Source organism: Sphingorhabdus pulchriflava (assembly GCF_003367235.1).
Classification (GTDB): domain Bacteria; phylum Pseudomonadota; class Alphaproteobacteria; order Sphingomonadales; family Sphingomonadaceae; genus Sphingorhabdus_B; species Sphingorhabdus_B pulchriflava.
In genome coordinates this window covers 442,585-464,757 of record NZ_QRGP01000002.1, presented here as the reverse complement: position 1 = coordinate 464,757, position 22,173 = coordinate 442,585, and the positions used below count along the sequence as shown (strand labels likewise).

At 58.9% G+C, this 22,173-nt stretch carries 28 protein-coding genes and 1 tRNA gene; 18 read left to right on the top strand and 11 right to left on the bottom strand.

Going from position 1 to position 22,173, the window contains the following annotated elements:
• The first annotated feature begins 7 nt into the window (after positions 1-7).
• Together DXH95_RS13040 and DXH95_RS13035 are read left to right on the top strand one after the other, a co-directional pair.
• A complete protein-coding gene (locus DXH95_RS13040) occupies positions 8-2,353 on the top strand; it encodes a S8 family peptidase (RefSeq protein ID WP_115549948.1) in 2,346 nt (781 codons plus the stop codon).
• 9 nt (positions 2,354-2,362) lie between these two features.
• The gene (locus DXH95_RS13035; RefSeq protein ID WP_275401833.1) at positions 2,363-2,662 is read left to right on the top strand and encodes a DUF1294 domain-containing protein; all 300 of its coding nucleotides are present in this window, start codon (positions 2,363-2,365) and stop codon (positions 2,660-2,662) included.
• Here the strand turns inward: DXH95_RS13035 and DXH95_RS13030 are convergent.
• From DXH95_RS13030 to DXH95_RS13020, 3 genes are read right to left on the bottom strand one after another with little or no spacing between them, the layout of a single operon-like run.
• On the bottom strand, positions 2,659-3,051 hold the full coding sequence (locus tag DXH95_RS13030) for a hypothetical protein (protein WP_147291745.1): 393 nt from the start codon (positions 3,049-3,051) through the stop codon (positions 2,659-2,661). The genes DXH95_RS13035 and DXH95_RS13030 overlap by 4 nt on opposite strands.
• On the bottom strand, positions 3,048-3,755 hold the full coding sequence (locus tag DXH95_RS13025) for an NRDE family protein (protein ID WP_115549945.1): 708 nt from the start codon (positions 3,753-3,755) through the stop codon (positions 3,048-3,050). The genes DXH95_RS13030 and DXH95_RS13025 overlap by 4 nt, the downstream gene beginning before the upstream one ends.
• A gap of 24 nt (positions 3,756-3,779) precedes the next feature.
• Positions 3,780-4,196, bottom strand: coding sequence for a hypothetical protein (locus DXH95_RS13020; protein WP_115549944.1), 417 nt, complete (start codon positions 4,194-4,196; stop codon positions 3,780-3,782).
• A 93-nt stretch (positions 4,197-4,289) separates the two neighbouring features.
• Here DXH95_RS13020 and DXH95_RS13015 point away from each other — a divergent pair, with 93 nt between their 5' ends.
• Complete coding sequence (locus DXH95_RS13015) at positions 4,290-4,880, top strand: TetR/AcrR family transcriptional regulator (protein WP_115549943.1); 591 nt, start codon at positions 4,290-4,292, stop codon at positions 4,878-4,880.
• 4 nt (positions 4,881-4,884) lie between these two features.
• Here the strand turns inward: DXH95_RS13015 and DXH95_RS13010 are convergent, their stop codons facing one another.
• Together DXH95_RS13010 and DXH95_RS13005 are read right to left on the bottom strand one after the other, a co-directional pair.
• The gene (locus tag DXH95_RS13010; RefSeq protein WP_147291744.1) at positions 4,885-5,484 is read right to left on the bottom strand and encodes an SOS response-associated peptidase family protein; all 600 of its coding nucleotides are present in this window, start codon (positions 5,482-5,484) and stop codon (positions 4,885-4,887) included.
• Positions 5,481-5,738, bottom strand: a complete 258-nt coding sequence (locus DXH95_RS13005) for a hypothetical protein (protein WP_181883676.1) — start codon at positions 5,736-5,738, stop codon at positions 5,481-5,483. Before DXH95_RS13005 ends, DXH95_RS13010 begins: the two co-directional genes overlap by 4 nt.
• 120 nt (positions 5,739-5,858) lie before the next feature.
• Between DXH95_RS13005 and DXH95_RS13000 the strand changes: the two genes are divergently transcribed.
• On the top strand, positions 5,859-6,041 hold the full coding sequence (locus tag DXH95_RS13000) for a hypothetical protein (protein WP_115549940.1): 183 nt from the start codon (positions 5,859-5,861) through the stop codon (positions 6,039-6,041).
• 16 nt (positions 6,042-6,057) lie between these two features.
• On the opposite strand, the gene DXH95_RS12995 is transcribed toward DXH95_RS13000, so the two are convergent.
• Both DXH95_RS12995 and DXH95_RS12990 read right to left on the bottom strand, forming a co-directional pair.
• Complete coding sequence (locus DXH95_RS12995; RefSeq protein ID WP_338061710.1) at positions 6,058-6,381, bottom strand: DUF1905 domain-containing protein; 324 nt, start codon at positions 6,379-6,381, stop codon at positions 6,058-6,060.
• Positions 6,381-7,313: a peptidylprolyl isomerase gene (locus tag DXH95_RS12990; RefSeq protein WP_115550186.1), complete on the bottom strand. Its 933-nt coding sequence runs from the start codon at positions 7,311-7,313 to the stop codon at positions 6,381-6,383. Before DXH95_RS12990 ends, DXH95_RS12995 begins: the two co-directional genes overlap by 1 nt.
• 72 nt (positions 7,314-7,385) lie before the next feature.
• Between DXH95_RS12990 and DXH95_RS12985 the strand changes: the two genes are divergently transcribed.
• A tRNA-Ser gene (locus DXH95_RS12985) sits at positions 7,386-7,476 on the top strand.
• Positions 7,477-7,506: 30 nt separating this feature from the next.
• On the opposite strand, the gene DXH95_RS12980 is transcribed toward DXH95_RS12985, so the two are convergent.
• Complete coding sequence (locus tag DXH95_RS12980; protein ID WP_115549938.1) at positions 7,507-8,151, bottom strand: TetR/AcrR family transcriptional regulator; 645 nt, start codon at positions 8,149-8,151, stop codon at positions 7,507-7,509.
• 78 nt (positions 8,152-8,229) lie between these two features.
• Here DXH95_RS12980 and DXH95_RS12975 point away from each other — a divergent pair, with 78 nt between their 5' ends.
• The 11 genes from DXH95_RS12975 (at position 8,230) to DXH95_RS12925 (ending at position 18,277) form a co-directional block, all read left to right on the top strand.
• Complete coding sequence (locus DXH95_RS12975) at positions 8,230-9,258, top strand: phosphotransferase family protein (protein ID WP_115549937.1); 1,029 nt, start codon at positions 8,230-8,232, stop codon at positions 9,256-9,258.
• Between the two features lie 14 nt (positions 9,259-9,272).
• Entirely contained in the window at positions 9,273-10,010 is a 738-nt protein-coding gene (locus DXH95_RS12970; protein ID WP_115549936.1) for an SDR family NAD(P)-dependent oxidoreductase, read from the top strand.
• 12 nt (positions 10,011-10,022) lie between these two features.
• Positions 10,023-11,249 (top strand): acyl-CoA dehydrogenase family protein, encoded by a 1,227-nt coding sequence (locus tag DXH95_RS12965; RefSeq protein ID WP_115549935.1) that lies wholly within the window; start codon positions 10,023-10,025, stop codon positions 11,247-11,249.
• 10 nt (positions 11,250-11,259) lie between these two features.
• Positions 11,260-12,039: an SDR family NAD(P)-dependent oxidoreductase gene (locus DXH95_RS12960; RefSeq protein ID WP_115549934.1), complete on the top strand. Its 780-nt coding sequence runs from the start codon at positions 11,260-11,262 to the stop codon at positions 12,037-12,039.
• Positions 12,040-12,059: 20 nt separating this feature from the next.
• Entirely contained in the window at positions 12,060-13,607 is a 1,548-nt protein-coding gene (locus DXH95_RS12955) for an acyl-CoA synthetase (RefSeq protein WP_181883675.1), read from the top strand.
• Entirely contained in the window at positions 13,604-14,647 is a 1,044-nt protein-coding gene (locus DXH95_RS12950) for an amidohydrolase family protein (protein WP_115549933.1), read from the top strand. Before DXH95_RS12955 ends, DXH95_RS12950 begins: the two co-directional genes overlap by 4 nt.
• Positions 14,644-15,681, top strand: a complete 1,038-nt coding sequence (locus DXH95_RS12945; protein ID WP_115549932.1) for an alcohol dehydrogenase family protein — start codon at positions 14,644-14,646, stop codon at positions 15,679-15,681. Before DXH95_RS12950 ends, DXH95_RS12945 begins: the two co-directional genes overlap by 4 nt.
• 78 nt (positions 15,682-15,759) lie before the next feature.
• On the top strand, positions 15,760-16,872 hold the full coding sequence (locus DXH95_RS12940; RefSeq protein WP_115549931.1) for an S-(hydroxymethyl)glutathione dehydrogenase/class III alcohol dehydrogenase: 1,113 nt from the start codon (positions 15,760-15,762) through the stop codon (positions 16,870-16,872).
• Positions 16,873-16,894: 22 nt separating this feature from the next.
• The gene (locus DXH95_RS12935; RefSeq protein WP_115549930.1) at positions 16,895-17,275 is read left to right on the top strand and encodes a VOC family protein; all 381 of its coding nucleotides are present in this window, start codon (positions 16,895-16,897) and stop codon (positions 17,273-17,275) included.
• A gap of 31 nt (positions 17,276-17,306) precedes the next feature.
• Positions 17,307-17,789, top strand: coding sequence for a prolyl-tRNA synthetase associated domain-containing protein (locus DXH95_RS12930; protein ID WP_239016645.1), 483 nt, complete (start codon positions 17,307-17,309; stop codon positions 17,787-17,789).
• Positions 17,786-18,277, top strand: a complete 492-nt coding sequence (locus DXH95_RS12925; RefSeq protein WP_115549928.1) for a flavodoxin family protein — start codon at positions 17,786-17,788, stop codon at positions 18,275-18,277. Before DXH95_RS12930 ends, DXH95_RS12925 begins: the two co-directional genes overlap by 4 nt.
• 65 nt (positions 18,278-18,342) lie before the next feature.
• Here DXH95_RS12925 and DXH95_RS12920 read toward each other — a convergent pair whose 3' ends face one another.
• Positions 18,343-18,636: a hypothetical protein gene (locus DXH95_RS12920; protein WP_115549927.1), complete on the bottom strand. Its 294-nt coding sequence runs from the start codon at positions 18,634-18,636 to the stop codon at positions 18,343-18,345.
• A 121-nt stretch (positions 18,637-18,757) separates the two neighbouring features.
• Entirely contained in the window at positions 18,758-19,729 is a 972-nt protein-coding gene (gene glpX, locus DXH95_RS12915; protein WP_115549926.1) for a class II fructose-bisphosphatase, read from the bottom strand.
• 138 nt (positions 19,730-19,867) lie between these two features.
• Between glpX and DXH95_RS12910 the strand changes: the two genes are divergently transcribed.
• Both DXH95_RS12910 and DXH95_RS12905 read left to right on the top strand, forming a co-directional pair.
• Complete coding sequence (locus tag DXH95_RS12910; protein WP_147291743.1) at positions 19,868-20,347, top strand: hypothetical protein; 480 nt, start codon at positions 19,868-19,870, stop codon at positions 20,345-20,347.
• Positions 20,348-20,377: 30 nt separating this feature from the next.
• The gene (locus tag DXH95_RS12905; RefSeq protein WP_115549924.1) at positions 20,378-20,848 is read left to right on the top strand and encodes a hypothetical protein; all 471 of its coding nucleotides are present in this window, start codon (positions 20,378-20,380) and stop codon (positions 20,846-20,848) included.
• Between the two features lie 22 nt (positions 20,849-20,870).
• On the opposite strand, the gene DXH95_RS12900 is transcribed toward DXH95_RS12905, so the two are convergent.
• Positions 20,871-22,172, bottom strand: a complete 1,302-nt coding sequence (locus DXH95_RS12900; protein WP_115549923.1) for a homoserine dehydrogenase — start codon at positions 22,170-22,172, stop codon at positions 20,871-20,873.
• Between the last annotated feature and the right edge of the window lies 1 nt (position 22,173).

The following is a 22,173-nucleotide window of genomic DNA, read 5'->3' as shown; positions in this document are numbered from 1 at the left end:
GAGTGAAATGGCCACAACAGATTCCAAAGCAGGCACAGGTCGATACATTGCAATTGGCACATCAATCGTTTTTGCGCTGACATTGTCAGCGTGCGGAAGCGGTGGTGGTGGCGGTGGGGTCGGTTCGACACCCGCGCCGCCGGCTGCAATTGTGCCGCCTGCTCCTCCACCACCTCCACCGCCACCGCCGCCACCTCCCCCGCCAACGTCAAACTTCAACACCGTTGAGTATCAACGATCAAATGGTGCCGCCCAGGCGCAGGCCATTTCCGCATATAATGCAGGGGCGTCAGGCACCGGTGTGATTGCAGGCGTGATAGACAGCGGTATCGACGTCGACAGCCCCGAATTTGCCGGAAAAATCCATGCCCAGTCGGCCGACTTTGCGGGAACACGCGGGTTGCAGGATGAGGGCGGTCACGGAACTGCCGTGTCGTCGGTACTATTAGGCGCCAAAAATGATCTCGACACGCATGGCGTCGCTTTTGGGGCGACTTTGCTGGTGTTGCGCACCGACACTGCCGGGAGCTGCGCCAATACCGATCCCGATGCCGGTTGTACGCACAATGACAATAATATGGCCCGCGCTGTCGACCGGGCGGTTGCAGTCGGTGCACGCGTCGTCAACATGTCGCTGGGCGGATCGCCGATGAATTCCACATTACGTGCTGCCGTCGACCGCGCGACTGCCGCTGGCGTTGTGTTTGTAATTTCGGCTGGCAATGAATTTGATACCGATCCGACTAACGCAATCAACCCCGATCCTATGGCCCTGACCGCTCTGGATCCGATAGCGCGCGGCCAGATCATCATCGCTGGCGCGACCGATTCCAGTCAGCAAATTTCGGCATTTTCCAACCGCGCTGGTACCGGGCAGAATTTTTATCTGACCGCACTAGGCGTCAGGGTGCGGGCACCTGACGAAACAGGCACCCAATTCCTCTGGAGCGGCACCAGTTTCTCGGCACCCATTGTGTCGGGGGCTGTTGCATTGCTGGCGCAGGCATTCCCCAATTTGACCGGCAGGCAGATTGTCGATCTCCTGCTAACAACCGCAACTGACCTTGGGGTAGCGGGAACCGACAGCATCTTCGGCCGCGGCGAACTCAATCTGGCGCGGGCCTTTCAGCCACAGGGGCAACAATCGATTGCGGGCACGCCGGTTCCGGTTCCGACCGGACCAACAGGTGCACTGTCCGGACCGATGGGGGATGCGACCGGCAGCGGTGGCCCCGAAGCGATCGTCCTCGACAGCTATGGTCGGGCATTCCGTGCCGACTTCTCTGGTACGATGAGGGTCGCACAGCGATCGCCCAAACTCGCCCCGGCATTGGCTTGGGGAACTGAAACACGGATCGTCGCCAATCCCAATCTGGCCGTGACATTGTCGGTCGCACAACGACGCGACGGTGTGGGTCCGGATCGCCTCGATCTTAGCCCCCGCGAACGGGCACAAGCACGCGCCGTCGCAGGCTCGGTCATCGCCAGACTGGGCGCCGACCGGCAAATGGCCATCGGAATCGCCCGCAGCAGCGGCGCTCTGATCGACCAGATGGCGGTCGACCGGGCGGCCTCTTTCATCGTCGCCGATTCCGCACGAGAGTCAGCCGGTTTCTATGCCAAGCCGCAATCGGCCTTTGCCTATCGCCAGCAATTCGGCACCATAGGCTTGACCGTTAGCGGTGAAAACGGCGCAGTCCGTGTGTGGTCGGATGTCGACGGCGACCCGCTGCGCAGCCGCTATCGCGGCTATGGTTACCGCTTGGCGCGGGTTGGTTTGGACCGTTCGATCGGAGCTATGCGTCTCGACCTATCCGGCGCGCTGCTGGACGAACGCGAAACAATTCTTGGCGCAACCGGGAATATGTGGACCGGAAGCGAAGGTGCGAAAAGCTGGTTCGCGGATGCCAATGCAAATTACAAATTTGCACGCAACTGGGCGATCAACGCAAGCTACCGGCGCGGATGGACCCGCATGGCAGCAGGGGGCCTGCGCAACAGTACCGACTGGCTCGAAAGCGACGCTTGGTCGTTTGACATTACCCGGCTCGGTCTGTTCGGATCAAATGACAGCCTTGCCTTGCGCTTAGCCCAGCCCTTGCGCGTACGCAGAGGCGGCATCAACCTGTCGCTCCCGGTCAGCTATGACTATGCGACTTTGACCGCCAGCTTCAGCCGCCAATTTGTGTCCCTCGCCCCCACGGGACGTGAGCGCGACATTGAGGCGGCCTATGCGACGCCCTTTGCCGGCGGCTATCTGTCTGCGAATGGATATTGGCGCAGCGAACCGGGCCATATCGAGGCAGCTTCGGACGATCTGGGCTTCGCGCTCCGCTTCAACCGCAAATTCTGAACGGCCATAGTGGTTTTCAGCGATATTGCCTCCGCTGCAAATGGGATAACCGCGTTGATTGGCATCAACTTCGTTACATTCGCAGCCTTCGGCATCGACAAGATGAAGGCCGAAGCCGGGCGGTGGAGAATTGCGGAATCGACCTTGCTGATGATCGCGCTGGCCGGTGGTAGCCCGGGAGCCTATGCAGGCCGCGCGATCTTTCGACACAAGACCCGCAAACAGCCCTTTAGCGTCCAGTTGCACGGCATTGCGGCGCTGCAGGGCCTTATGCTGGCGATCGGCGGTGGCTGGTGGTCGGCCGGCTAAATCCGGCGACCGACGAGCAGCGGCATGGCGCCGAAGCCGATTTGCCCCAATAGTCCCAGAATTCCTGGAATTCCGAACAATTCTCTGAACCACAGGTCAGCGGATTGATCCAGAAGCAGGACCGCCAAACCCCGTTCGGCGAACATTAACGTCGCAAATGCCGTCACGCCCATCGTCAATTGCTCTGCGGCGGAATTGATGGCCTCTCGTGGCACCAGCCACCGGGCAATGAACCAGCTGACCGCCAGCATCACGGGCAATTCGACAAGTACCGCATTTGTTGCGCCCAATGCTGGCGCAATCCAAAGGGTTCGAACTGTCCCCAGCAGAAATGCGACCGCAAAAACCAGCGCGAAATAGGCAAGCCCTGCCCTTATCGCCTTGGTCATTCCGGCCATTGAAACTCGACCGAAGTTTCCCCGGCATTACTGCCGTCAGGATGAAAGCGGCGCTCGCTGATGATACCCTGTCCGTCGCTGTCGACCAGCACAACCGTACTGCACCGCGTTCCATAAACAGGGGCATTGATGAAAATCGGGACGCCTCCGTCGTCAAGCAAGCTCTCATCGCGGAGCATTTCGAACAAGTCAGCGGGCGCACCGTCCCTTGCGGCCCAGTCCGACAATGCCATTTCCGCAGTGCTGCGTCGCGGCCAGGGCTCTCCGGGATGACCGTTCGACAGGCCATGAATCCCGGCATCGAGCAATTGTCGTTGCGGCTGCGGCAGGTTCGACAGCAGCACAGTCTCGCCGCGCCTGTACAATAGCAAATTGAAAGGATTATAGCCGGGCAATGCGTCCATGAGCGGTGCGCGACCTTCGGCGAGCCAGTTTCCGACCAACGCCCCGCGCGAGGCCTTTGTCGGGTCTGGCCCGTCCGGATTGCGAATGTTGGTGACAACAGCCAGTCGCCCGTCGCTCGACACGCCCAGCCATCCACCCCCCGCCTGCCGGTCGCGCCCCGCGATTACATGCGGTGCTTCGCTCCATCGATGGAGCGGTTCTGCGGCACGTGCATGAAATTCATCGCGATTGCCCGCCAGGGCAAGCTTCCAGCGTGGATGGCAATCCACTGCGATAGCGACGACACACATGCCATGGGCTATGGCGCAACAGGCTCAGGCTTTCGAGCCTTTTTGCAAAATGTCGCGCTTTGTAGTGACAAAAAGCCAGCCCAAAATGGTAGTTGCCAAGACCATCACAATCACCGCACTATTGATACCCGCCCAGACAAGCTCACTGCCGTCGCTATGTTTCATCGTTCCGCCATAAAGCGGGCTCAGAAAATGGGCTGCAAGGAATCCGGTCGTCACCAGCAGCGCAAACAGGCAGGCCTCGCGCAAACGGTTCTGCCGCCACACCATCCAACCGAGGTAGAGCGCAATCATGCTATGCGTTATCAACTGCCATAAATTGTGCAGCCGCGCATGGCCCGGCCAATCCGGGTTGAACACATGGGTAGAGCTGATTTCAAGGATCGGCGTCAACAATCCGAAAGTCAGGATGGCAAGCGTGAAGAGCAATTTTCGAACCACGGCACATTATTCCTTTCGCCAGGCTTTGAGGGAATTGCACATCGGCTAACTCTTATATTGACGCTGTCAATATAAGGCCGCATGGACTAGCACATGTTAGAAGATACCGAACGCCAGTATCACCACGGGCGATTGCGGATTGCCTTGCTCGACGCTGCGCGCACGATTCTGGATCATGAGGGCGTGGACCATTTAACGATCCGGGCCGTTGCGCGACTGGCGGGCGTGTCACACGCCGCCCCTGCCAACCATTTCAGCGACCGAAGGGCTTTGCTGACAGCTTTGGCGATGCGCGACTTTTACGATCTGACGTGGCGAGTGACGCAAGCAGTTCATGCCAGTGAAGATGGTACCACCGACCGGTTGCACCGCATCGCAGGAGCCTTCCTCGATTATGCGTTGACTTACCCGCACCGGTTCCGGCTGTTGTGGCGCGGCGATCTGGTGAACATGAAGGATCCTGATCTCGAAACGACGATGAACAGGCTTTATGAAAAACTGCTCGTAGCAACCTCGCTCGATGCTTCAGGTAAAACGAATATAAGTCGCGCCATTGCGTTCTGGTCAATGGTGCACGGTTATGTCGCACTGCGCATCGATGCGATGTTCATACCGCAAACTGACGAGCGTACCGGCGAGCCTCGTTTGACTGCGATGATTAACCTGCTGTTCGCCGAGGAATAGTCAGTTAATCGACAGCCAGATCGGCTGCGCGATATGGTTGAATGAGGCTGCGCGCATCCGGCCAGTCGCCTGTCAGCCAGCGCGACCAATCCGCCTTTGCCAATATTGCTGGCACCGATGCTGGTGCCTTTCCGCCTTCAACCGGATAGAAGGCTGCCGAAGGCTCGGTTGTTAAAATTGCGAAGACCGGCATGTCGGTCAAATCGCGCCAGATTCCGGCTACGGCAAAACATTTAGCGGATGTCAGTCTGCATGTTTGCGTTGCTTTGGATCGGCCAGCGGGCAGGAGAAATTCCGTCATCGGTACAAGGCAGCGAAGCTCGCGATGTCGTAAACTCCCAACCCAGAAAGGGCTACCGAGGTTGCGCACAGAAGATACCCAGCGCATCTGGCCAGGTGCTGTCATTTCCGGGGATTGGCCAGGCGTAGGATAACCCCAATGCATCGGACGCATCACCTTGGCACCGGTGCGACCGGATAGAACAACGACCGGCGCGAACTGTCCTACCGAGACTTGCCCACCCTGCCATGGATCGGGCCCGGCATGCGCTCCAAAAGCCTCTGCAATGTCAGCCGAGCAGGTGTCCAGTTGATAGGCATTCATGGTCGCGACATCGGCCAAGCGGGATTTTTCCGCAAGTGCGACCTGGGCCGGGCACGCACACTAATCGTTATCGCTGCGGCTTTCTGACCTGCGATCAGTCCCGGAGCGCCTGTCGCCGGTAAAGCGACGGTCATTTCCAGAACGACGCTCAGGCCCTGAATATGCGGGGTCACTATATTGGCGGCGATCGCCACCCGATCGCCGGTCAGAGGTACTCCTCCGACCGCTCGCGTTTCGGTTTTCGCTGTCATCACTCATATGCCGCTCCTCATCCCAGGGCTAAACTGGAGAGTTTCCAAAAATTGCAGGCGACCTTTTGTGTTTCTTGTAACTAAGCTGCTAAATCCAAAGATATAGTAAATTGTAAATTCGCTTTGATCAAAATCAAGGACGGCTGGAATGCAGCAAGGCATGACGAACCTGTCAAAGTTGAACGAGGTTTTGCAATGTCAGATCTGTCGATTTTTCCTGTCGCAGTATTTAGCGGAATGGTGCTGTCTTTTGCGGTCATCATGCTGTTCGCGGTGTTGACCGACAGGGATCCCAGCAAAAGCTAAAGCATTTTAAGCGCATTTAATATTCGACCCGGACGGTGACCGCATCTCCTGCGGTCAGGCCTTCGGCCTTACGAACTGCTGCCTTGACCGGAAGCAGATAGCCGCCGCTTTCCTTGCTGGGAAAGACCGACGTCTGCCAGTTGGTGTCACCGATGGTCGCCATAACGCGAATAGAGCCCCAACCGCGCCGCTGCCCGCCCTCCAGCCGCCGCATAAGCGCGGTGGTGCGGATCGCTTCGGCCGTTTCGCCGTCAATGGTCAGGAAATACCAGTTCGCCGGAGCTTCGGCGCTAGTCCAGATCCAAAGTTCCGCGGTGATTGTAATAGTTTCCGCGGTCACTATGCCTTCCGTCGCACCGGAATCGGAATATTGCAGATATCTGCCCCACCCGCAGGGGTGATAAAGAATGGATCACGCCGGTTGGCGCGCGCATCGGCATAAGCAGCAAAACTGGCACTTTCGGTGGAGAGATATTCAAAGGCGGGCAGATCGGCGATTTCGTTGCCGAGGCGCACCGAGTTGATCGGAACCCGCTCCTCCTCCTTTTCATAAAAGCCTAGCGGCCCGGTTCCGCGGGGCAGGCTGGAAAGATGCTCGATTCCCTCAATCACCCGCCCGACCAGCGCAATATTGCGATCCAGATGCCGCGGGGCGTGGCCGATGACGGTGTAGAGTTCTGCACCTGTGCCAGTGTCAGGCGATAAGTTGCGGCCCACGCCGACCATGCCGTAGCAGTGCGTTGGCCAATTGCGTTCGCTGTCGGGCGTGCCGACCCCTGCGACCGGGAATCCTTGATGAAAGCTTGTCCATCGCGAGACTTCATTTGGTGGAACAAAAAGTCCGTCTAGCGCACGCGGACGAGCTAGCGACTTTGGATAAACATAGTCAGCCTCAGACACATTCGCCAAACCCTCAGGCAAAGCCTTCTTCTCGGTCGGGTCGCCCCATTGGGTGACATAATTGTCCTGCACCCGGACGACGGCGGTCCCGTCCCACCACTTCGCCGCCGCCAGCTTGCGGATATTGCCGATCCAGCCTTGGCTGAACGGCGGTGGCATCAGCTGGATGACCACGCGGCGGGAATTGCCCTTGGCATCAGGCGCAAGGTCCATCACCAGCAGGTCCGACGGCGCAATCGCTACCCATTCCTCCGCCTTCGCTTTGGCAACGATTTCGGGCGGTGACGGATATTCCGGTTTCGCATCCTCGGCGGAAAGCGGGAGCGCGGCAAAGACGGCAGCGCATGCGAGCAACATAGGCTTTTTGATCATCTGCACCTTATTGCAAAGCATCGGCGCTTGCGAAAGCAACATTCTCACGATAGGGCGCGCCATCCAGGATGCGGAGACGTGGCCGAGTGGTCGAAGGCGCTCGCCTGGAAAGTGAGTATGGGTCAAAAGCCCATCGAGGGTTCGAATCCCTCCGTCTCCGCCATTTCATCCAAAGCTGCTGTCGACTTTAGCCCTAGCGAAAAGGGGCCTCAATCATCGCGGCGATCACCTTTGCCGCATGTTTTAGCGTCGCGCCCGATTGCCACATGCGGTGCGGGCGGGATTTGTCAGACAACTCGCTCTCGCGCGATGCCAGAATGGCACCCAAAGTGGATCCCAGAAAAACAAAGCGCTCATTCTTTTTCGCTGCTGGCATTTCGGGCATCAACCGACGCAAGTGTTCAAGGCAACGCTGGTAACCCGTGTTCCAACGCCCCTCGAGCGAATCCATGAAGAAGGCGCGGTGCGAAAGGCCGAGCAAAGTGAAAAAGCGATTGAAGCTCTCGTCTCCCGGATTTGCGTCGGGATCGAGCGAGGTTTCTATCATGCCTTCGATCACTTCAGCGACAGAATGCGGCCCGCCCTTTGCTTCGCATGCATCAAGCCAGGCATTTCGGCGTATGTCGATTGCGCAGGCACCATCGACGATGAGTTCGCGAACCAAAGCCTCTTTCGATCCGAAATAATAACCCACCACGGCATGATTTTTCTGGCCCGCAGCCTCTGCAATCTGCCGCACCGTCACACCATCAATCCCGCGCTCGGCAAACAGGCGCAAGGCCTCTGCTTTCAAATGCTCCGCAGCATCAGATCGCACTTTCGGGGCGGGATCGGCCATCGCTAGAACCTAGGCTTGACTCATATTTACGTCAACTGCATTATCCATTTGGATAATATTGGAGAGGATTCGTTGGAGATGATCGACGGCGTCGATCTTGCAGCACTCGAACAGTGGATGGATGGGCAAGGGCTTGGAGAGGGGCCCATTGCCGATGCCACCACATTGGCGGGCGGCACACAGAACATTTTGCTGAGGTTCAGCAGGTCTGGCCGCTTCTATGTCTTGCGCCGCCCGCCACCCGTTTTGCGCGCCAATTCGAACGAAACCATGCGTCGCGAAGCGCGTGCGCTGGCCGCACTCAAAGGAAGCAACGTTCCGCACCCCGAACTGATAGCCGCGTGTCCCGAAGAGGATGTCATCGGAGCATCTTTCTATCTGATGGAGCCGATTGAAGGGTTCAATGCGACGCAGGGGTTGCCTGCGCTTCACGCAAGCGACGCTGCGATCCGGCACCGCATGGGGCTGGCGATGGTGGAAGCTATCGCAGCACTCAGCCAGGTGGATTATCACTCGGTCGGTCTCGAAGGCTTTGGCAAGCTCGACAATTGGATCGAGCGGCAGGTCGGACGCTGGGCATCACAATTGGCGAGCTATGAAGAAATGCCGGGTTGGACCGGGCCCGAAGCGATACCCGGCGTGGACAAGATCGCTCAGTGGCTCGATGCACATCGTCCGAAAAACTTCCAGCCCGGTATCATCCATGGCGATTTTCATTTTGCGAATGTGCTGTTCCGCAACGACAGCGGCGAATTGGCGGCGGTGGTCGATTGGGAATTGTGCACCCTTGGCGATCCGCTGCTTGATCTCGGTTGGCTGGTGGCGACCTGGCCGGAGAATGACAACCCGCACGCAACCGACGTGGCGATCACCCCATGGGAGGGCTTTGCCACACCTGACGAACTGGTCGCTCACTACGCGGCGCTGACCGGTCGCGATCTGTCGGACTTTGACTGGTACGCGGTGCTCGCCTGCTACAAGCTGGGCATCATCCTTGAAGGCACCCATGCCCGCGCCTGCGCAGGCAAGGCGCCCCGCGAAACCGGTGATCGGTTGCACGCTCACACCATCCACCTCTTTGAACGTGCGCTGCGGCGCATCAGCTGAAAGGAATATCCTCTATGGCCAACGACACCGATTTCACCGGCAAGCATGTGCTGGTCGTCGGCGGATCAAGCGGGATCGGCAATGGCATCGCACATGGTTTTCGCGAACGCGGGGCCAAAGTGCATGTCTGGGGCACTCGCGCAAATGCCTCCGACTATGACCCAGCCGATGGCTCCGACCTGAGCGGGCTGGGCTATACCTGCGTCGATGTCAGCGATCCCGACGCGATCGAAGCGGCAGCTGCCCCCTTCGATTCCCTTGACGTGCTGGTGCTTTGCCAAGGCACAGTCGTCTACAAACGCGGCGAATTTGAGCGTCCCGGCTGGGATCATGTGATGGCGGTCAATCTCGACAGCCTGATGCACATTTCGCGCAAATTCAAACCGCAGCTGCTCGACAGCAAAGGCAGCGTCATCATCGTCAGTTCGATTTCGGGGCTGAAGGCCAATATTGGCAACCCGGCCTATGCTGCTTCCAAGGCAGGTGCGATCAGCCTCACCAAGACTCTGGGGCAGGCTTGGGGCCCCGAAGGCATCCGCGTCAACGGCCTCGCGCCCGGCCTTGTCGATACCAAGCTGACCAAGGTGACAACGCAAAGCCCCGAACGGCTCGCCGGCGCGCTCGCCAATATCCCGCAACGCCGCATGGGCCTGCCTGTCGACATGGCGGGCGCGGCCATTTTCCTAGCATCCCCGCTCGCCTCTTATGTCACCGGTCATACGCTGATCGTCGACGGCGGGCTTTCCCTCTGAAAGGACTTTCCCATGGATTTCGAACATAGCGACAAGGTCAAAGGGCTTCTTGCCCAAATTCAAGCTTTCATGGACGAGCATGTCTATCCCAATGAGGAAGACTATCACCGTTTCGTGACCGACCCGGCCAATATCTGGAAAGAATGGCCGAAGATGGAGGATCTGAAGGCCAAGGCGAAAGCACTGGATCTTTGGAACCTGTTCCTGCCGCACGAATATGGCGAATTCTCGCCCGGCCTGACCAATCTGGAATATGCCCCGATTGCCGAGCTGCTCGGCCGGGTGCCTTGGTCGAGCCAGGTGTTCAACTGCTCCGCGCCCGACACCGGCAATATGGAAGTGCTCGCCAAATATGGCTCGCCCGAACAGCAGGAAAAATGGCTCAAGCCGCTGCTAAACGGGGAAATCCGGTCGGCCTATGTGATGACCGAGCCGCAGGTTGCTTCGTCGGATGCGACCAACCTCGAACTGTCGATCACGCCCGATGGCGACGAATATGTCATCAACGGCCGCAAATGGTGGATTTCGAACGCGATGCACCCGCGTTGCGACATCTGGATCGTGATGGGCAAGACCGATTTCAACGCCCCTCGCCACGCCCAGCATTCGCAAATCCTGGTCGAGCCCAGCACTCCGGGCATCACCATTGTTCGCCACCAGACCGTTTTCGGATCGCATAATTCGCCGGGCGGCGAATCCGAACTGCGTTTTGAAAATGTCCGTGTTCCCAAGGGCAATCTGATCCTCGGCGAAGGCCGCGGGTTTGAGATTGCGCAAGGCCGCCTCGGGCCCGGCCGCATCCACCACTGCATGCGCTCGATTGGACAGGCACAGCGCGCGCTTGAGATCATGGCGCGCCGCGTCGACAGCCGCGTCGCCTTCGGCAAGAAGCTAGCAGACCAGTCTTCGATCCGGCAGGATATCGCCAAAAGCTTTTGCGAGATCGAAATGTCACGCTTGCTGACGCTGAAGGCCGCAGATGCAATGGACCGCTATGGCAACAAGGTCGCAAAAGACCTGATCGCCGCGATCAAGGTGGTCGCTCCGCAAATGGCGCAGACCGTTTGCGATCGCGCGATCCAGGCGCATGGCGGGATGGGCGTCTCTGACGATACGCCGATTGCGCGTTTCTTCACGCTGAACCGCTTCGTGCGCATCGCCGACGGCCCGGACGAGGTGCATATGAGCCAGCTCGGCAAGGCGAAAATCAAAGAATATGTCTCGATGAACGAGCGTTGAGGAGAGGCACATGGCATCGCTTTTTGACCTGACCGGAAAAGTCGCGCTCGTTACCGGCGGCAATAACGGCATCGGCCTTGGCATGGCCGATGGCCTTGCCGCGCATGGGGCGACGGTAGTCATCTGGGGCACCAATGGCGAACGCAATGCAGAGGCGGCTGAAAAGCTGCGCGCACATGGCGGCGAGGTTCGTTCGGCACAAATTGATGTGTCGGATGAGGCCGCCGTCGCCAAGGGTGTGGCCGATATCATCGCCGAATTCGGTCGGCTTGATCAGGCCATCGCCAATGCCGGCATCTCGATCTCGCGCAAGGGACTGTTCGACATCAGTGTTGAGGATTTCCGAAGGATTGAGGACGTCAATATCCACGGCGTGCTCTTCACCTTGCGTGAGGCAGCACGGCATATGATCGAGCGGCATAAGGCGGGCGATGGGGGAGGCTCGCTGGTGGCAATCTCGTCGACTTCGGCCATCCACGGTGCGGCGCGCAACGAACATTATGCCGCGACAAAGGGCGCGGTCGTCGCAATGGCCCGCGCGATGGCGGTCGAGCTCGCCCGCTATGGCATCAGCGTCAACAGCGTACTGCCGGGCTGGACCCGTTCGGGTATGACGGCTGGCTTGCAGGAATGGGACAAGTTCAACGAAGCAGTGATCAGCCGCGTACCGACCGGCGACTGGCTCGATGGCTCCGATTTCGCGGCCATCGCGGTCTATCTCGCCAGCCGGGGTTCGCGCAACCACACTGGCGACACCATCGTTATCGACGGGGGCTACACCATCTACTGAGGTTTGCGAGGGAGAGAGCGATGGGCAGGATCAAAAGCGGCGAGCGCACACTGACCACAGCGGAGTTTGACGAACGCGCCCGGCGCGCGGCGACCGTCATTCAGGATTTAGGGGTCGAAGCGGGTGATGGCATCGCGCTCTATTTGCGGAACGACATTGCCTATTTCGAGGCGGCTTTCGGAGCGGGGATGCTGGGCATCTACCCCGTACCTGTTAACTGGCACTACACGCCGGATGAGGCCAATTACCTGCTGACTGACAGCGGTGTGAAGCTGCTTCTGATCCATGCCGATCTTTATGAACCGATCAAGCAAGCAATCCCGGCTGGCCTGCAGGTCATCATCGTCGAAACCCCGCCCGAAATCCGCGAAGCTTACGGACTAACCGAGACCCCTCAGCCTGAAGGGCTGCCGCGCTGGCATGAACTGGTCAATGCGGCAGCCCCCTTTTCGGGCGAGGCCGAAATGGCGCCAAGCACCATCATTTACACATCGGGAACCACCGGTCGGCCCAAGGGTGTGCGCCGCGCGGCCTTCACGCCGGAACAGGCCGAGGCGGTCAACACGATGCTTGGCTGGTCTTATGGCTATACCGATGTGCTGGCCGGGAAGCGCGATCCGGCGACGATCACCACGGCGGTGATCGGGCCGGTCTATCACAGCGCCCCCAACGCTCATTCGTCCTTCTCGATCCGCGTCGGCGCCAATGTCGTCATCTGCCCGCGTTTTGATGCCGAGGCGCTGCTCGCTCTCATCGAAAAAGAACGCATCACGCACCTCAACATGGTGCCGATCATGTTCAACCGGTTGCTGCGTTTGCCCGAAGAGGTGAAGCGCAAATATGACCTGTCCAGCCTCGAATATGTCACCCATGCCGCCGCGCCCTGCCCGCCGCCGGTCAAACGTGCGATGATCGAATGGTGGGGGCCGGTGATCTGGGAATATTATGGCTCGACCGAGATGGGCAATGTCACCTGCCTGTCGTCGGAAGAATGGCTCGCGCATCCAGGTTCGGTCGGGCGGGTACAGCCCGGAGTGACTTTGCGCGTAGTCGATCCTGAGGGAAATGACGTGCAACCGGGAACAATTGGCGAAGTGATCGGAAAGGGCCGCCACGGCACCAATTTCACCTATCAGAACTCGCCCGAAAAGCGTGCTTCGATGGAGAAATACGGTCTGATTACGCCCGGCGACATGGGCTATTTCGACACTGACGGCTTTCTCTATTTGTGCGACCGGATCAACGACATGATCATTTCCGGCGGTGCGAACATCTATCCTGCCGAAATCGAAGCGGAGTTGCACAAGCTTTCGGGCGTCGCCGACTGCGCGGTGTTCGGCATTCCTGACGAGGAGTTTGGCGAAAGCGTGATGGCGGTCGTGCAACAGATGCCGGGCGTGTCGCTGACCGCCGAAGGGCTGCAGGCCGAACTCAAAAAGGTGCTCACCGGATACAAGGTGCCTCGCCGGATCGATTTTGCCGACAGCCTGCCGCGCGAGGATTCGGGCAAGATATTCAAGCGCAAGTTGCGCGAACCCTTTTGGGAAGGACGGGAGCGGAGGATATGAACGAAGCGATACTCGAACCGGATCTGCCGATCATCGATCCGCATCATCATTTGTGGGACTGGCGTTCGCGCCTGCCCTTTCTGCCTGCCGAAATGTCGCACCCGTTCGAGGCGATCTTGCGCCAGTCGCCGCGCTACCTGCTCGACGAGTTGCTCGCCGACACCGGCAGCGGGCATAATGTAGTCGGTACCGTCTATGTCCAATGCGGTGCCTTTTACCGCGCCGATGGGCCCGAAGCGATGCAGCCGGTGGGCGAGACCGAGTTCGTCAATGGTGTTGCTGCAATGGCCGCAAGCGGCGTCTACGGTGCGACCCGGGCGTGTGCCGGAATAGTCGGCCATGCGGACCTTGGTCTTGGTGATGCCGTGGCCGAAGTGCTCGACGCGCATCTGGCGGCAGGAGGCGGGCGCTTTCGCGGCATCCGCCACATGATGGCGCATGATGATGACAGCGCGGTGCTTGGTCCCCTTGCCCATGCCGCCCCCAATCTGTGTGCGTCACCGCAGGTCCGCTCGGCGCTGAAGCATTTTGCCAAGCGCCAGCTTTCACTCGATATCTGGGTGGTCGAGCCGCAACTGCCCGAAGCCGTTGAACTGGCTCGTGCTTTCCCTGACGTGCAGATGGTGATCGACCATGTGGGCACACCGGTCGGGCTGGGCCGCTATTCCGGCAAACGCGATGAACGCTTCGCCGGATGGAAGGCCAGTATGGCAAGGCTGGCTGAGCTGCCCAACGTCCATATGAAGCTGGGTGGCCTCGGCATGCCCTTCCCTGGTTTTGAAGGCATGGGACCAGATGTACGTCCGTCGTCCGAAGCGCTGGCACAGGCGTGGAAACCGTATATCGAAAGCTGCATCGAACTGTTCGGCGCCAACCGTTGCATGTTCGAAAGCAACTTCCCCGTCGACCGCTGGGGTGCCGACTATCCGACATTGTGGAATGCGTTCAAACGCATCGCGGCGGGCGCTTCTGCGGAGGAAAAGGCAGACCTGTTTGCGGGCACAGCAGCCCGCTTCTATCGTTTGGAAGGTTTGGCATGAAGGCCCTGCGCTATTTCGGCGAACGCGACATCCGCCATGATGACATAGCCGACCCGAAACTCGAATCCGATCGCGATGCCATCGTCCAGATGACCGCCTGTTCGATCTGCGGCAGCGACCTGCATATCTATCACGGCCATGGCTTTTCCGAAGACAAAGGCTTCTGCGTCGGACATGAGGCAGTGGGCGAAGTGGTCGAGGTCGGTCGCGCTGTGACGCGGGTTAAGGTTGGCGATAAGGTAATGATGCCCGCCGCCGTCGGCTGCGGTGCCTGCCGTTCCTGCCTTTCCGGCGTGGTCAATAATTGCGAGAACAATGCGAGCGGCTGCTACGGTCTTTCAGCAAGGCTTCAGGGCGTGCAGGCCGAGGCCTTCCGCGTGCCTGCCGCCGATATGAATGCTGTCAAAATCCCCGAAGGCATCAGCGAAGACCAAGCATTGATGATGACCGATGCGATGGCGACCGCCTGGTTCGGCGCGCGCAACGCCGATATCCGCCCCGGTAGCAGCGTGGGCGTGATCGGACTTGGGCCAATTGGCTTGATGACGGTCGAGGCCGCCTTCGTGATGGGTGCGCATGTGGTTTATGCCATCGATCCTATCCCCGAACGGCGGGCTCTGGCGGAGGCGGTCGGCGCGATTGCGCTGCATCCCGACGAAGCGATGGAGCGCATCAAGGAAGACACCAAGGGGCGTCGGCTCGATTGTGTCGTCGAGGTGGTAGGCAGCGACGCAACCGTCGATTTCGCGCTACGCTGTGTAAGGGTTCGCGGGACGGTGTCGGTGATCGGCGTGCAGCAATCCCGCCGCTTCCCCTTCCCGCTTGAGCGCGCCTTTGCCGGCGGCCTGACCTTCCGCGTCGGCACCTGTTCGGTGCCCGAGGAATTGCCCGCACTATTTCCGCTGGTGCAATCGGGCCGCCTAAAGCCCGAACGCTATATCAGCCATCGCCTGCCATTGAGCCAAGGCGCCGATGCCTATGACATGTTCGACCGCCGCGAGGCGGGGGCATTGAAGATGGTGCTGGTTCCTTGATGCCAAAAGCAGCATTCGGGTGTTGCGCACTACCGTTTCGCTGAATAAGGCCAAGGACAGAATAGGGAGTTACCATCGATGAAGACCCGCGCTGCTGTCGCCTTTGAAGCCAAGAAACCGCTCGAGATTGTCGAGCTTGATCTGGAAGGGCCCAAGGCGGGCGAAGTGCTGGTCGAAATCATGGCGACAGGTATCTGCCACACCGATGCCTATACGCTTGACGGGTTTGACAGCGAGGGCATTTTCCCGAGCGTCCTCGGACATGAGGGCGCAGGGATTGTGCGTGAGGTTGGGGCTGGCGTGACTTCGGTCAAGGCCGGCGACCATGTCATCCCGCTCTACACCCCCGAATGCCGCCAGTGCAAAAGCTGCCTTTCGGGCAAGACCAATTTGTGCACAGCGATCCGCGCAACGCAGGGCAAGGGCCTGATGCCCGACGGCACCACGCGCTTCAGCTATAAGGGCCAGCCGATCTTCCATTATATGGGCTGCTCAACCTTTTCGAACTTCACCGTCCTTCCCGAAATTGCGGTTGCCAAAATCCGCGAAGACGCGCCTTTCCAGTCGAGCTGCTATATCGGCTGCGGCGTGACCACCGGCGTTGGTGCAGTGATCAACACGGCCAAGGTACAGGTGGGCGACAATGTCGTGGTCTTTGGCCTCGGCGGCATCGGGCTTAACGTTATCCAGGGCGCTCGCCTTGCCGGTGCCAACGCGATCATCGGTGTCGATATCAACCCCGACCGTGAAGAATGGGGCCGCAAGTTCGGGATGACCGCCTTTCTCAACAGCAAGGGTATGAGTCGTGAGGATGTTGTCGCCAAGATCGTCGAGATGACCGATGGCGGGGCTGATTATACCTTCGACGCCACCGGCAATATCGAGGTAATGCGCACCGCGCTCGAGGCCTGCCACCGCGGCTGGGGCACCTCGATCATCATCGGCGTGGCCGAAGCGGGCAAGGAAATCGCCACCCGCCCGTTCCAGCTCGTCACCGGGCGCAACTGGCGCGGCACGGCTTTTGGCGGGGCAAAGGGACGCACGGACGTGCCGAAGATCGTCGACATGTATATGCAGGGCAAGATCGAGATCGATCCGATGATCACCCATGTTATGGGCCTCGAAGAGATCAACACGGCATTCGACCTGATGCACGCTGGCAAAAGCATCCGCAGCGTCGTGGTCTATTGAGTTTCAACCAAGGAGAGAGACTATGTTTAGCCATATCATGCTGGGGGCCAATGACCTCGGCGAAGCGAAGGCCTTTTACGATGCCACACTAGGCGCGCTGGGCCATGGTGCTGGAACGCAAGACGACAAGGGCCGGGTATTCTGGTTCACGCCCACCGGCATTTTTTCGGTCAGCATCCCAATCGACGGCAATCCGGCATCATGCGCCAATGGCGGTACGATCGGCTTCGCGGCCAAGTCGCCCGAAGAATGCGATGCCTGGCATGCCGCTGGCCTTGCGCATGGTGGCACAGCAATCGAAGACCCGCCGGGCGTTCGTGACGGCGGTGCCATGAAGCTGTATCTCGCCTATCTGCGCGATCCGGCAGGCAACAAAGTCTGCGCCATGTACCGCATGCCCTGAATTGGACGCGGAAACAAAGCTTTACAATAACTTGAAGCTCCTCGGCATTGCTTACGCAGTCGAGGAGCATCAAGCGGTATTTACCGTCGATGAAAGCCGGGATGTGAACGCCAGACTTGCGGGCGCACATACCAAAAACCTGTTCCTGAAAGACAATGCCGGCCAATTCTGGCTGGTCACGGTGCCCGGCGATATCCGGGTTAACCTGAAGGCGCTACCCGACACCATCGGCTCAAAACGCCTGAGCTTTGCCAAGGCGGATGATTTACTTCGCTTGTTGGGACTGACGCCGGGTTCGGTAACACCGCTGGGCGCAATGAATGACGACGGTGGTGACGTGCGGGTTGTGCTGGATCGCGAATTGGCCGAAGCAGCGACCGTCTGGGTGCATCCGCTGCGCAACACAGCCTCACTTGGCCTTTCCGGAGCCGAACTTGTGAGGGTACTGGATAGCTGGCACCACAATCCTCAGATTGCATATATTCCCCGCCTCGACGAAACCGTACCGGCATGAAGCGGCTGGCCATAATCTGGCACAGCATGACCGGCGGCTCTCAAGCACTGGCAGAAGCCGCCGCAATGGGCGCGCGGGCGACGGAGGGCCTGGAAGTCGTGCTGCTCCATGCCGAAGCAGCTACCCCACAAACATTGCTCGACGCCGATGGCTATCTCTTCGCTTTTCCTGAAAATCTTGCAGCGATTAGCGGAGTGATGAAGGCGTTTTTTGATCGCAGCTATTATCCCTGCCTAGCGCAGATCGAGGGGCGGCCTTATGCCTTGCTCATCTGTGCAGGATCGGATGGCAGCAATGCCGCACGTCAGGCCGAACGCATTGCAACCGGTTGGCGCCTGAAGCGCATCGCGGATAACCTCATCGTCTGCACACAAGCGCAAACGCCAGAAGCCATTCTTGCTGTGAAGACGATCAGGGAAAAAGACCTCGCCAAGGCGAGCGATCTGGGCGCAGCCATGGCGGAAGGCTTGGCGCTGGGGATTTTTTGACCTTGTCAGGCCAGAATCGCCAGCGCCGCTAGAGCTGAGTACGGCATAAAACCGCAATCACTATATCAATCGGAAGCGAGCAACACTTTCGAATTGGACGCATCGGTCGCTGCAAATGCGACGCGGCTGTCGCCGACATTGCCATTCACCTGACCGTTTTTCACAGTGAGGCTGAATTTCTGGCTGAAGCCGAACTTCTCGCTTTTGCCGACGATGATACGCTTGTCACCCTTGTCGATCACGCGATAGGTGTAGGTGACACCATCGCGTTTGAACGTACGATAGTCTCCCGCTTGGGCAGAAGTGCCCAAAATCGCGAACATGGTCACAGCAGCGACAACAAAACGATTCTTAATCATGGCATGAGCCTTTCGTGGAGAGGATGCATTGTTTTTGTGCAACGCAACATAACCTCACCACTGCAGGTCACCAATTCAGTAAATTCACTGTAGTTTTGCAGTTTTTGCAACTGCGAAGAGATCAACCCCGTCGATGCTCGCTCTTCACCCAGCGAACGGTGCCAGATGAGGCGCGCATCACAACGCTTTCGGTGGTGATCTTGCCATCACGGGTGCGCTTCACACCTTCGAGCAGCGAACCACTGGTCACACCAGTCGCAGCAAAAATGCAGTCACCCTTCGCCAGTTCTTCCAGATCATAAATCTTGTCGAGATCTTCAATGCCCCATTTGCGCGCGCGCAGACGCTCGTCATCATTGCGGAACAACAGGCGGCCCTTGAATTGGCCGCCAACGCAGCGCAATGCAGCCGCCGCGAGTACACCCTCAGGAGCGCCACCTGAACCCATGTAAAGGTCAATCGTCGTGTCGGGGTCGGTGGTCGCGATAACGCCTGCGACGTCACCATCGGGAATCAGCATGATACCACATCCGAGAGTGCGCAGTTCAGCGATCATCTTTTCGTGGCGCGGGCGATCAAGCACGCATACGATGATTTCTTCAGGTGGAACGCCCTTTTCTTTCGCAACTGCAAGGACGTTTTCCGTTGGAGACTTCGCCAGGTCGATAATGCCGGGAGAATAGCCGGGGCCGACGGCGAGCTTTTCCATATAGACGTCGGGTGCATTGAGCAGGTTGCCTTCCTCTGCGACAGCTAACACGGCCATTGCGTTCGGGCCTGCCTTTGCCGTGATCGTCGTGCCTTCAAGCGGATCAAGTGCAATATCGATCTTCGGGCCTTTGCCGGGAGCGTTGCCAACCTTTTCACCAATGAACAGCATCGGCGCTTCGTCGCGCTCACCTTCACCGATAACGACTGTACCGTCCATATAGAGTTCGTTCAGCGCCGCACGCATCGCCTCCACGGCTGCCGCATCAGCGGCTTTTTCGTCACCGCGTCCGATCATGTTGGCCGCGGCCATGGCTGCTGCTTCGGTCACGCGGACCATTTCAAGGACCAGGACGCGGTCCATGGTCTGGCTATGCTGAGTCATCCAAATTTGCTCCCTAACCGGAATTGCGGCGACGATTAGACAGGCCGGGGCATAATGTCGAGCGTGCTAATATGCACTAGGCTCGCTTAATGTTTGAATTCCGCTGAACCCTCGCCGAATGCGGGGACGGAGGTGTCGATGACCTTATTTGCTTCGCTATACTTATTTGCCGCGACCGCTGCATCGCAGTCAGGTGCCGAACTGCCGGTCGTAGATGAAGCGGTCCGCGCGCGGCTTGATGATCGTGGATTGAAATACACAATTGACGCCGATGGCGATTTCAAGGTGACCTATGCCTATAGGGACGAAGGCCGATCTCAACTGGTATTCGTGCGGGGCAAGAGCGAGACCGTCAAAGGCCTGGTCATCCGCGAGATTTTTTCGCCGGCAGCACGGCTGGGCAAAGATGGAATCGGATCCGAGCAAGCGCTGCTATTGCTGAACAACAGCCAGCGGAACAAGCTTGGTAGTTGGGAGGTGCAACTCGATGCGCTCTATTTCGTCATCAAACTGCCCGACACTTTGTCGGCAGAGCAGCTTGAGGTGGTAATGGATATTGCCGCCGAAACCGCTGACAATATGGAAAAGCAAATTAGCGGCAATCGCGACGAACTTTAGCCCATCTGTTCATCCGGCGTTACCGTCGCAATGACTAGCTATGACTCCCATCTCCACTGGCGGGAAAAAATCTTGCATCGATTTGGTTCCTTCGCGTTCGCATGCGTTTTGATTTCGAGCGCGAATGTAATCGCTACTGCGCAACCATCGCCCGATGCAAAAGTTGCAGAGATGATCGCGGCGTCGAAGCGGCTGACAGCATCCGACAAAAATGGTTGTTTGAAACCGGAAGATGCATCCATCATTGTCGTCTGCGGCGAAAGCGAAGACTCACGACGCCAGCGCGTCTTCAAGGATGGAGAGATAGATCCCGACCGCATCATTCGGGGCGAAGCCGTGTCAACCGAGCGCGCGGCGGCGTGTGTGCCGGGTACCGGCTGCATACCACCCTTCACTGGCGGAGTAAGTATGCCTTTCGGTTACGTTCCACCGCCAGCTATCCCCTTGGAAGAAGTACTGAAAGGTCTGCCCGAGCCGGACATGGTGGTTCCGGAAGAATAATTTTGTCGCGGCGCTTGGCTGACTAATTCGCCAAAATATGCATGACCATCGGTTCGCCTTGCAGGCTGTCTGATCCAGCAAGTGCCGCTAGCGTATCGGAAACCGCCTGCTCGCGTGCTTCGTGTGTGACCATGGCAATCAGCGCAGAGCCATCGGCCACTTCGCGCTGGATCAGACTTTCAATCGACAGGCCCGCATCGCGCATCGCCGCCGCAATTTCGGCGAGCACACCCGGGCGGTCAGCCACGAGCATGCGCAAATAGGTTTTGTTGATCCGGTGCGCCGCAGTGGCGCGCGGCAGTTTTTCCAGCTCGGTCGTGGGTATCGAGAACGCCGGCCCGGTTTCCTTGCGCGCGATATCGACAAGATCTGCGACAACAGCAGAGGCTGTTGGCCGGTCACCTGCACCCGCGCCCTGAAACAGCAGTCGACCCGAAAAATTGCCTTCGGCGACAACCGCATTGGTTGCGCCGGTGACATTGGCGAGTGGATGGTCGAGCGGCACAAGGCATGGCTGAACCCGCTGGAAAAGCGAGGCCCCGCCATTTTCACCGTCAACCTCAGCGAGTCCGATCAAGCGAATGCGATACCCCAAAGCCTGCGCCTGGGCGATGTCGGCTGCGATAATCTTGCGGATGCCGCGAATATCGACGCCGGCAAAGTCAATTTCGGCACCAAAGCTGAGCGATGCGAGGATCGACAGCTTGTGCGCCGCATCGACACCGTCAATGTCAAAGCTAGGATCGGCTTCGGCAAAGCCTTTAGCTTGCGCGTCCGCCAGCACATCCGTGAAATCACGGCCATCGCGCTCCATTGCGGAGAGGATGAAATTGCAGGTGCCGTTTAGAATACCGTAAACACGGTCAATGCGGTTTGCCGCTGCACCGTCACGCAACCCCTGAATGACCGGGATACCGCCCGCAACCGCGGCCTCAAATTTCAATGGCGCGCCTTTGGCATCGGCAAGCGCGCCCAGCTCAGCACCGTGATGCGCGATCATCGCCTTGTTCGCGGTAACCAGAGCGCGACCCGCCCCGATTGTTTCACGGGCCAAAGTCAGCGCAGGCCCATCCGACCCACCGACCAGTTCGACAACCACGTCGACGTCTGCTGCAGTTGCCAATTCGCCCATATCGTCAACCCAGCGATAGGGCGTCAGGTCCACGCCTCGGTCCTTGGTGCGATCCCGCGCAGTGACGGCCGTAATGATAATCGGTCGGCCAGCGCGGCGCGCAATCAGCGCACTGTTTTCCTCGATAAGCTGGATCACTCCAGTGCCGACTGTTCCCAGTCCCGCCAGTCCTATGCGAAGCGCGTTTGCCATA

What these genes read in the sequence shown, in the direction of transcription:
- DXH95_RS13040 (WP_115549948.1), top strand. Translation starts at nt 8, where the DNA reads ATGGCCACAACAGATTCCAAAGCAGGCACAGGTCGATACATTGCAATT.
- DXH95_RS13030 (WP_147291745.1), bottom strand. Translation starts at nt 3,051, where the DNA reads ATGACCAAGGCGATAAGGGCAGGGCTTGCCTATTTCGCGCTGGTTTTT.
- DXH95_RS13025 (WP_115549945.1), bottom strand. Translation starts at nt 3,755, where the DNA reads ATGTGTGTCGTCGCTATCGCAGTGGATTGCCATCCACGCTGGAAGCTT.
- DXH95_RS13015 (WP_115549943.1), top strand. Translation starts at nt 4,290, where the DNA reads ATGTTAGAAGATACCGAACGCCAGTATCACCACGGGCGATTGCGGATT.
- DXH95_RS13010 (WP_147291744.1), bottom strand. Translation starts at nt 5,484, where the DNA reads ATGAATGCCTATCAACTGGACACCTGCTCGGCTGACATTGCAGAGGCT.
- DXH95_RS12990 (WP_115550186.1), bottom strand. Translation starts at nt 7,313, where the DNA reads ATGATCAAAAAGCCTATGTTGCTCGCATGCGCTGCCGTCTTTGCCGCG.
- DXH95_RS12980 (WP_115549938.1), bottom strand. Translation starts at nt 8,151, where the DNA reads ATGGCCGATCCCGCCCCGAAAGTGCGATCTGATGCTGCGGAGCATTTG.
- DXH95_RS12975 (WP_115549937.1), top strand. Translation starts at nt 8,230, where the DNA reads ATGATCGACGGCGTCGATCTTGCAGCACTCGAACAGTGGATGGATGGG.
- DXH95_RS12970 (WP_115549936.1), top strand. Translation starts at nt 9,273, where the DNA reads ATGGCCAACGACACCGATTTCACCGGCAAGCATGTGCTGGTCGTCGGC.
- DXH95_RS12965 (WP_115549935.1), top strand. Translation starts at nt 10,023, where the DNA reads ATGGATTTCGAACATAGCGACAAGGTCAAAGGGCTTCTTGCCCAAATT.
- DXH95_RS12960 (WP_115549934.1), top strand. Translation starts at nt 11,260, where the DNA reads ATGGCATCGCTTTTTGACCTGACCGGAAAAGTCGCGCTCGTTACCGGC.
- DXH95_RS12955 (WP_181883675.1), top strand. Translation starts at nt 12,060, where the DNA reads ATGGGCAGGATCAAAAGCGGCGAGCGCACACTGACCACAGCGGAGTTT.
- DXH95_RS12950 (WP_115549933.1), top strand. Translation starts at nt 13,604, where the DNA reads ATGAACGAAGCGATACTCGAACCGGATCTGCCGATCATCGATCCGCAT.
- DXH95_RS12945 (WP_115549932.1), top strand. Translation starts at nt 14,644, where the DNA reads ATGAAGGCCCTGCGCTATTTCGGCGAACGCGACATCCGCCATGATGAC.
- DXH95_RS12940 (WP_115549931.1), top strand. Translation starts at nt 15,760, where the DNA reads ATGAAGACCCGCGCTGCTGTCGCCTTTGAAGCCAAGAAACCGCTCGAG.
- DXH95_RS12935 (WP_115549930.1), top strand. Translation starts at nt 16,895, where the DNA reads ATGTTTAGCCATATCATGCTGGGGGCCAATGACCTCGGCGAAGCGAAG.
- DXH95_RS12925 (WP_115549928.1), top strand. Translation starts at nt 17,786, where the DNA reads ATGAAGCGGCTGGCCATAATCTGGCACAGCATGACCGGCGGCTCTCAA.
- DXH95_RS12920 (WP_115549927.1), bottom strand. Translation starts at nt 18,636, where the DNA reads ATGATTAAGAATCGTTTTGTTGTCGCTGCTGTGACCATGTTCGCGATT.
- glpX (WP_115549926.1), bottom strand. Translation starts at nt 19,729, where the DNA reads ATGACTCAGCATAGCCAGACCATGGACCGCGTCCTGGTCCTTGAAATG.
- DXH95_RS12910 (WP_147291743.1), top strand. Translation starts at nt 19,868, where the DNA reads ATGACCTTATTTGCTTCGCTATACTTATTTGCCGCGACCGCTGCATCG.
- DXH95_RS12905 (WP_115549924.1), top strand. Translation starts at nt 20,378, where the DNA reads ATGACTAGCTATGACTCCCATCTCCACTGGCGGGAAAAAATCTTGCAT.
- DXH95_RS12900 (WP_115549923.1), bottom strand. Translation starts at nt 22,172, where the DNA reads ATGGCAAACGCGCTTCGCATAGGACTGGCGGGACTGGGAACAGTCGGC.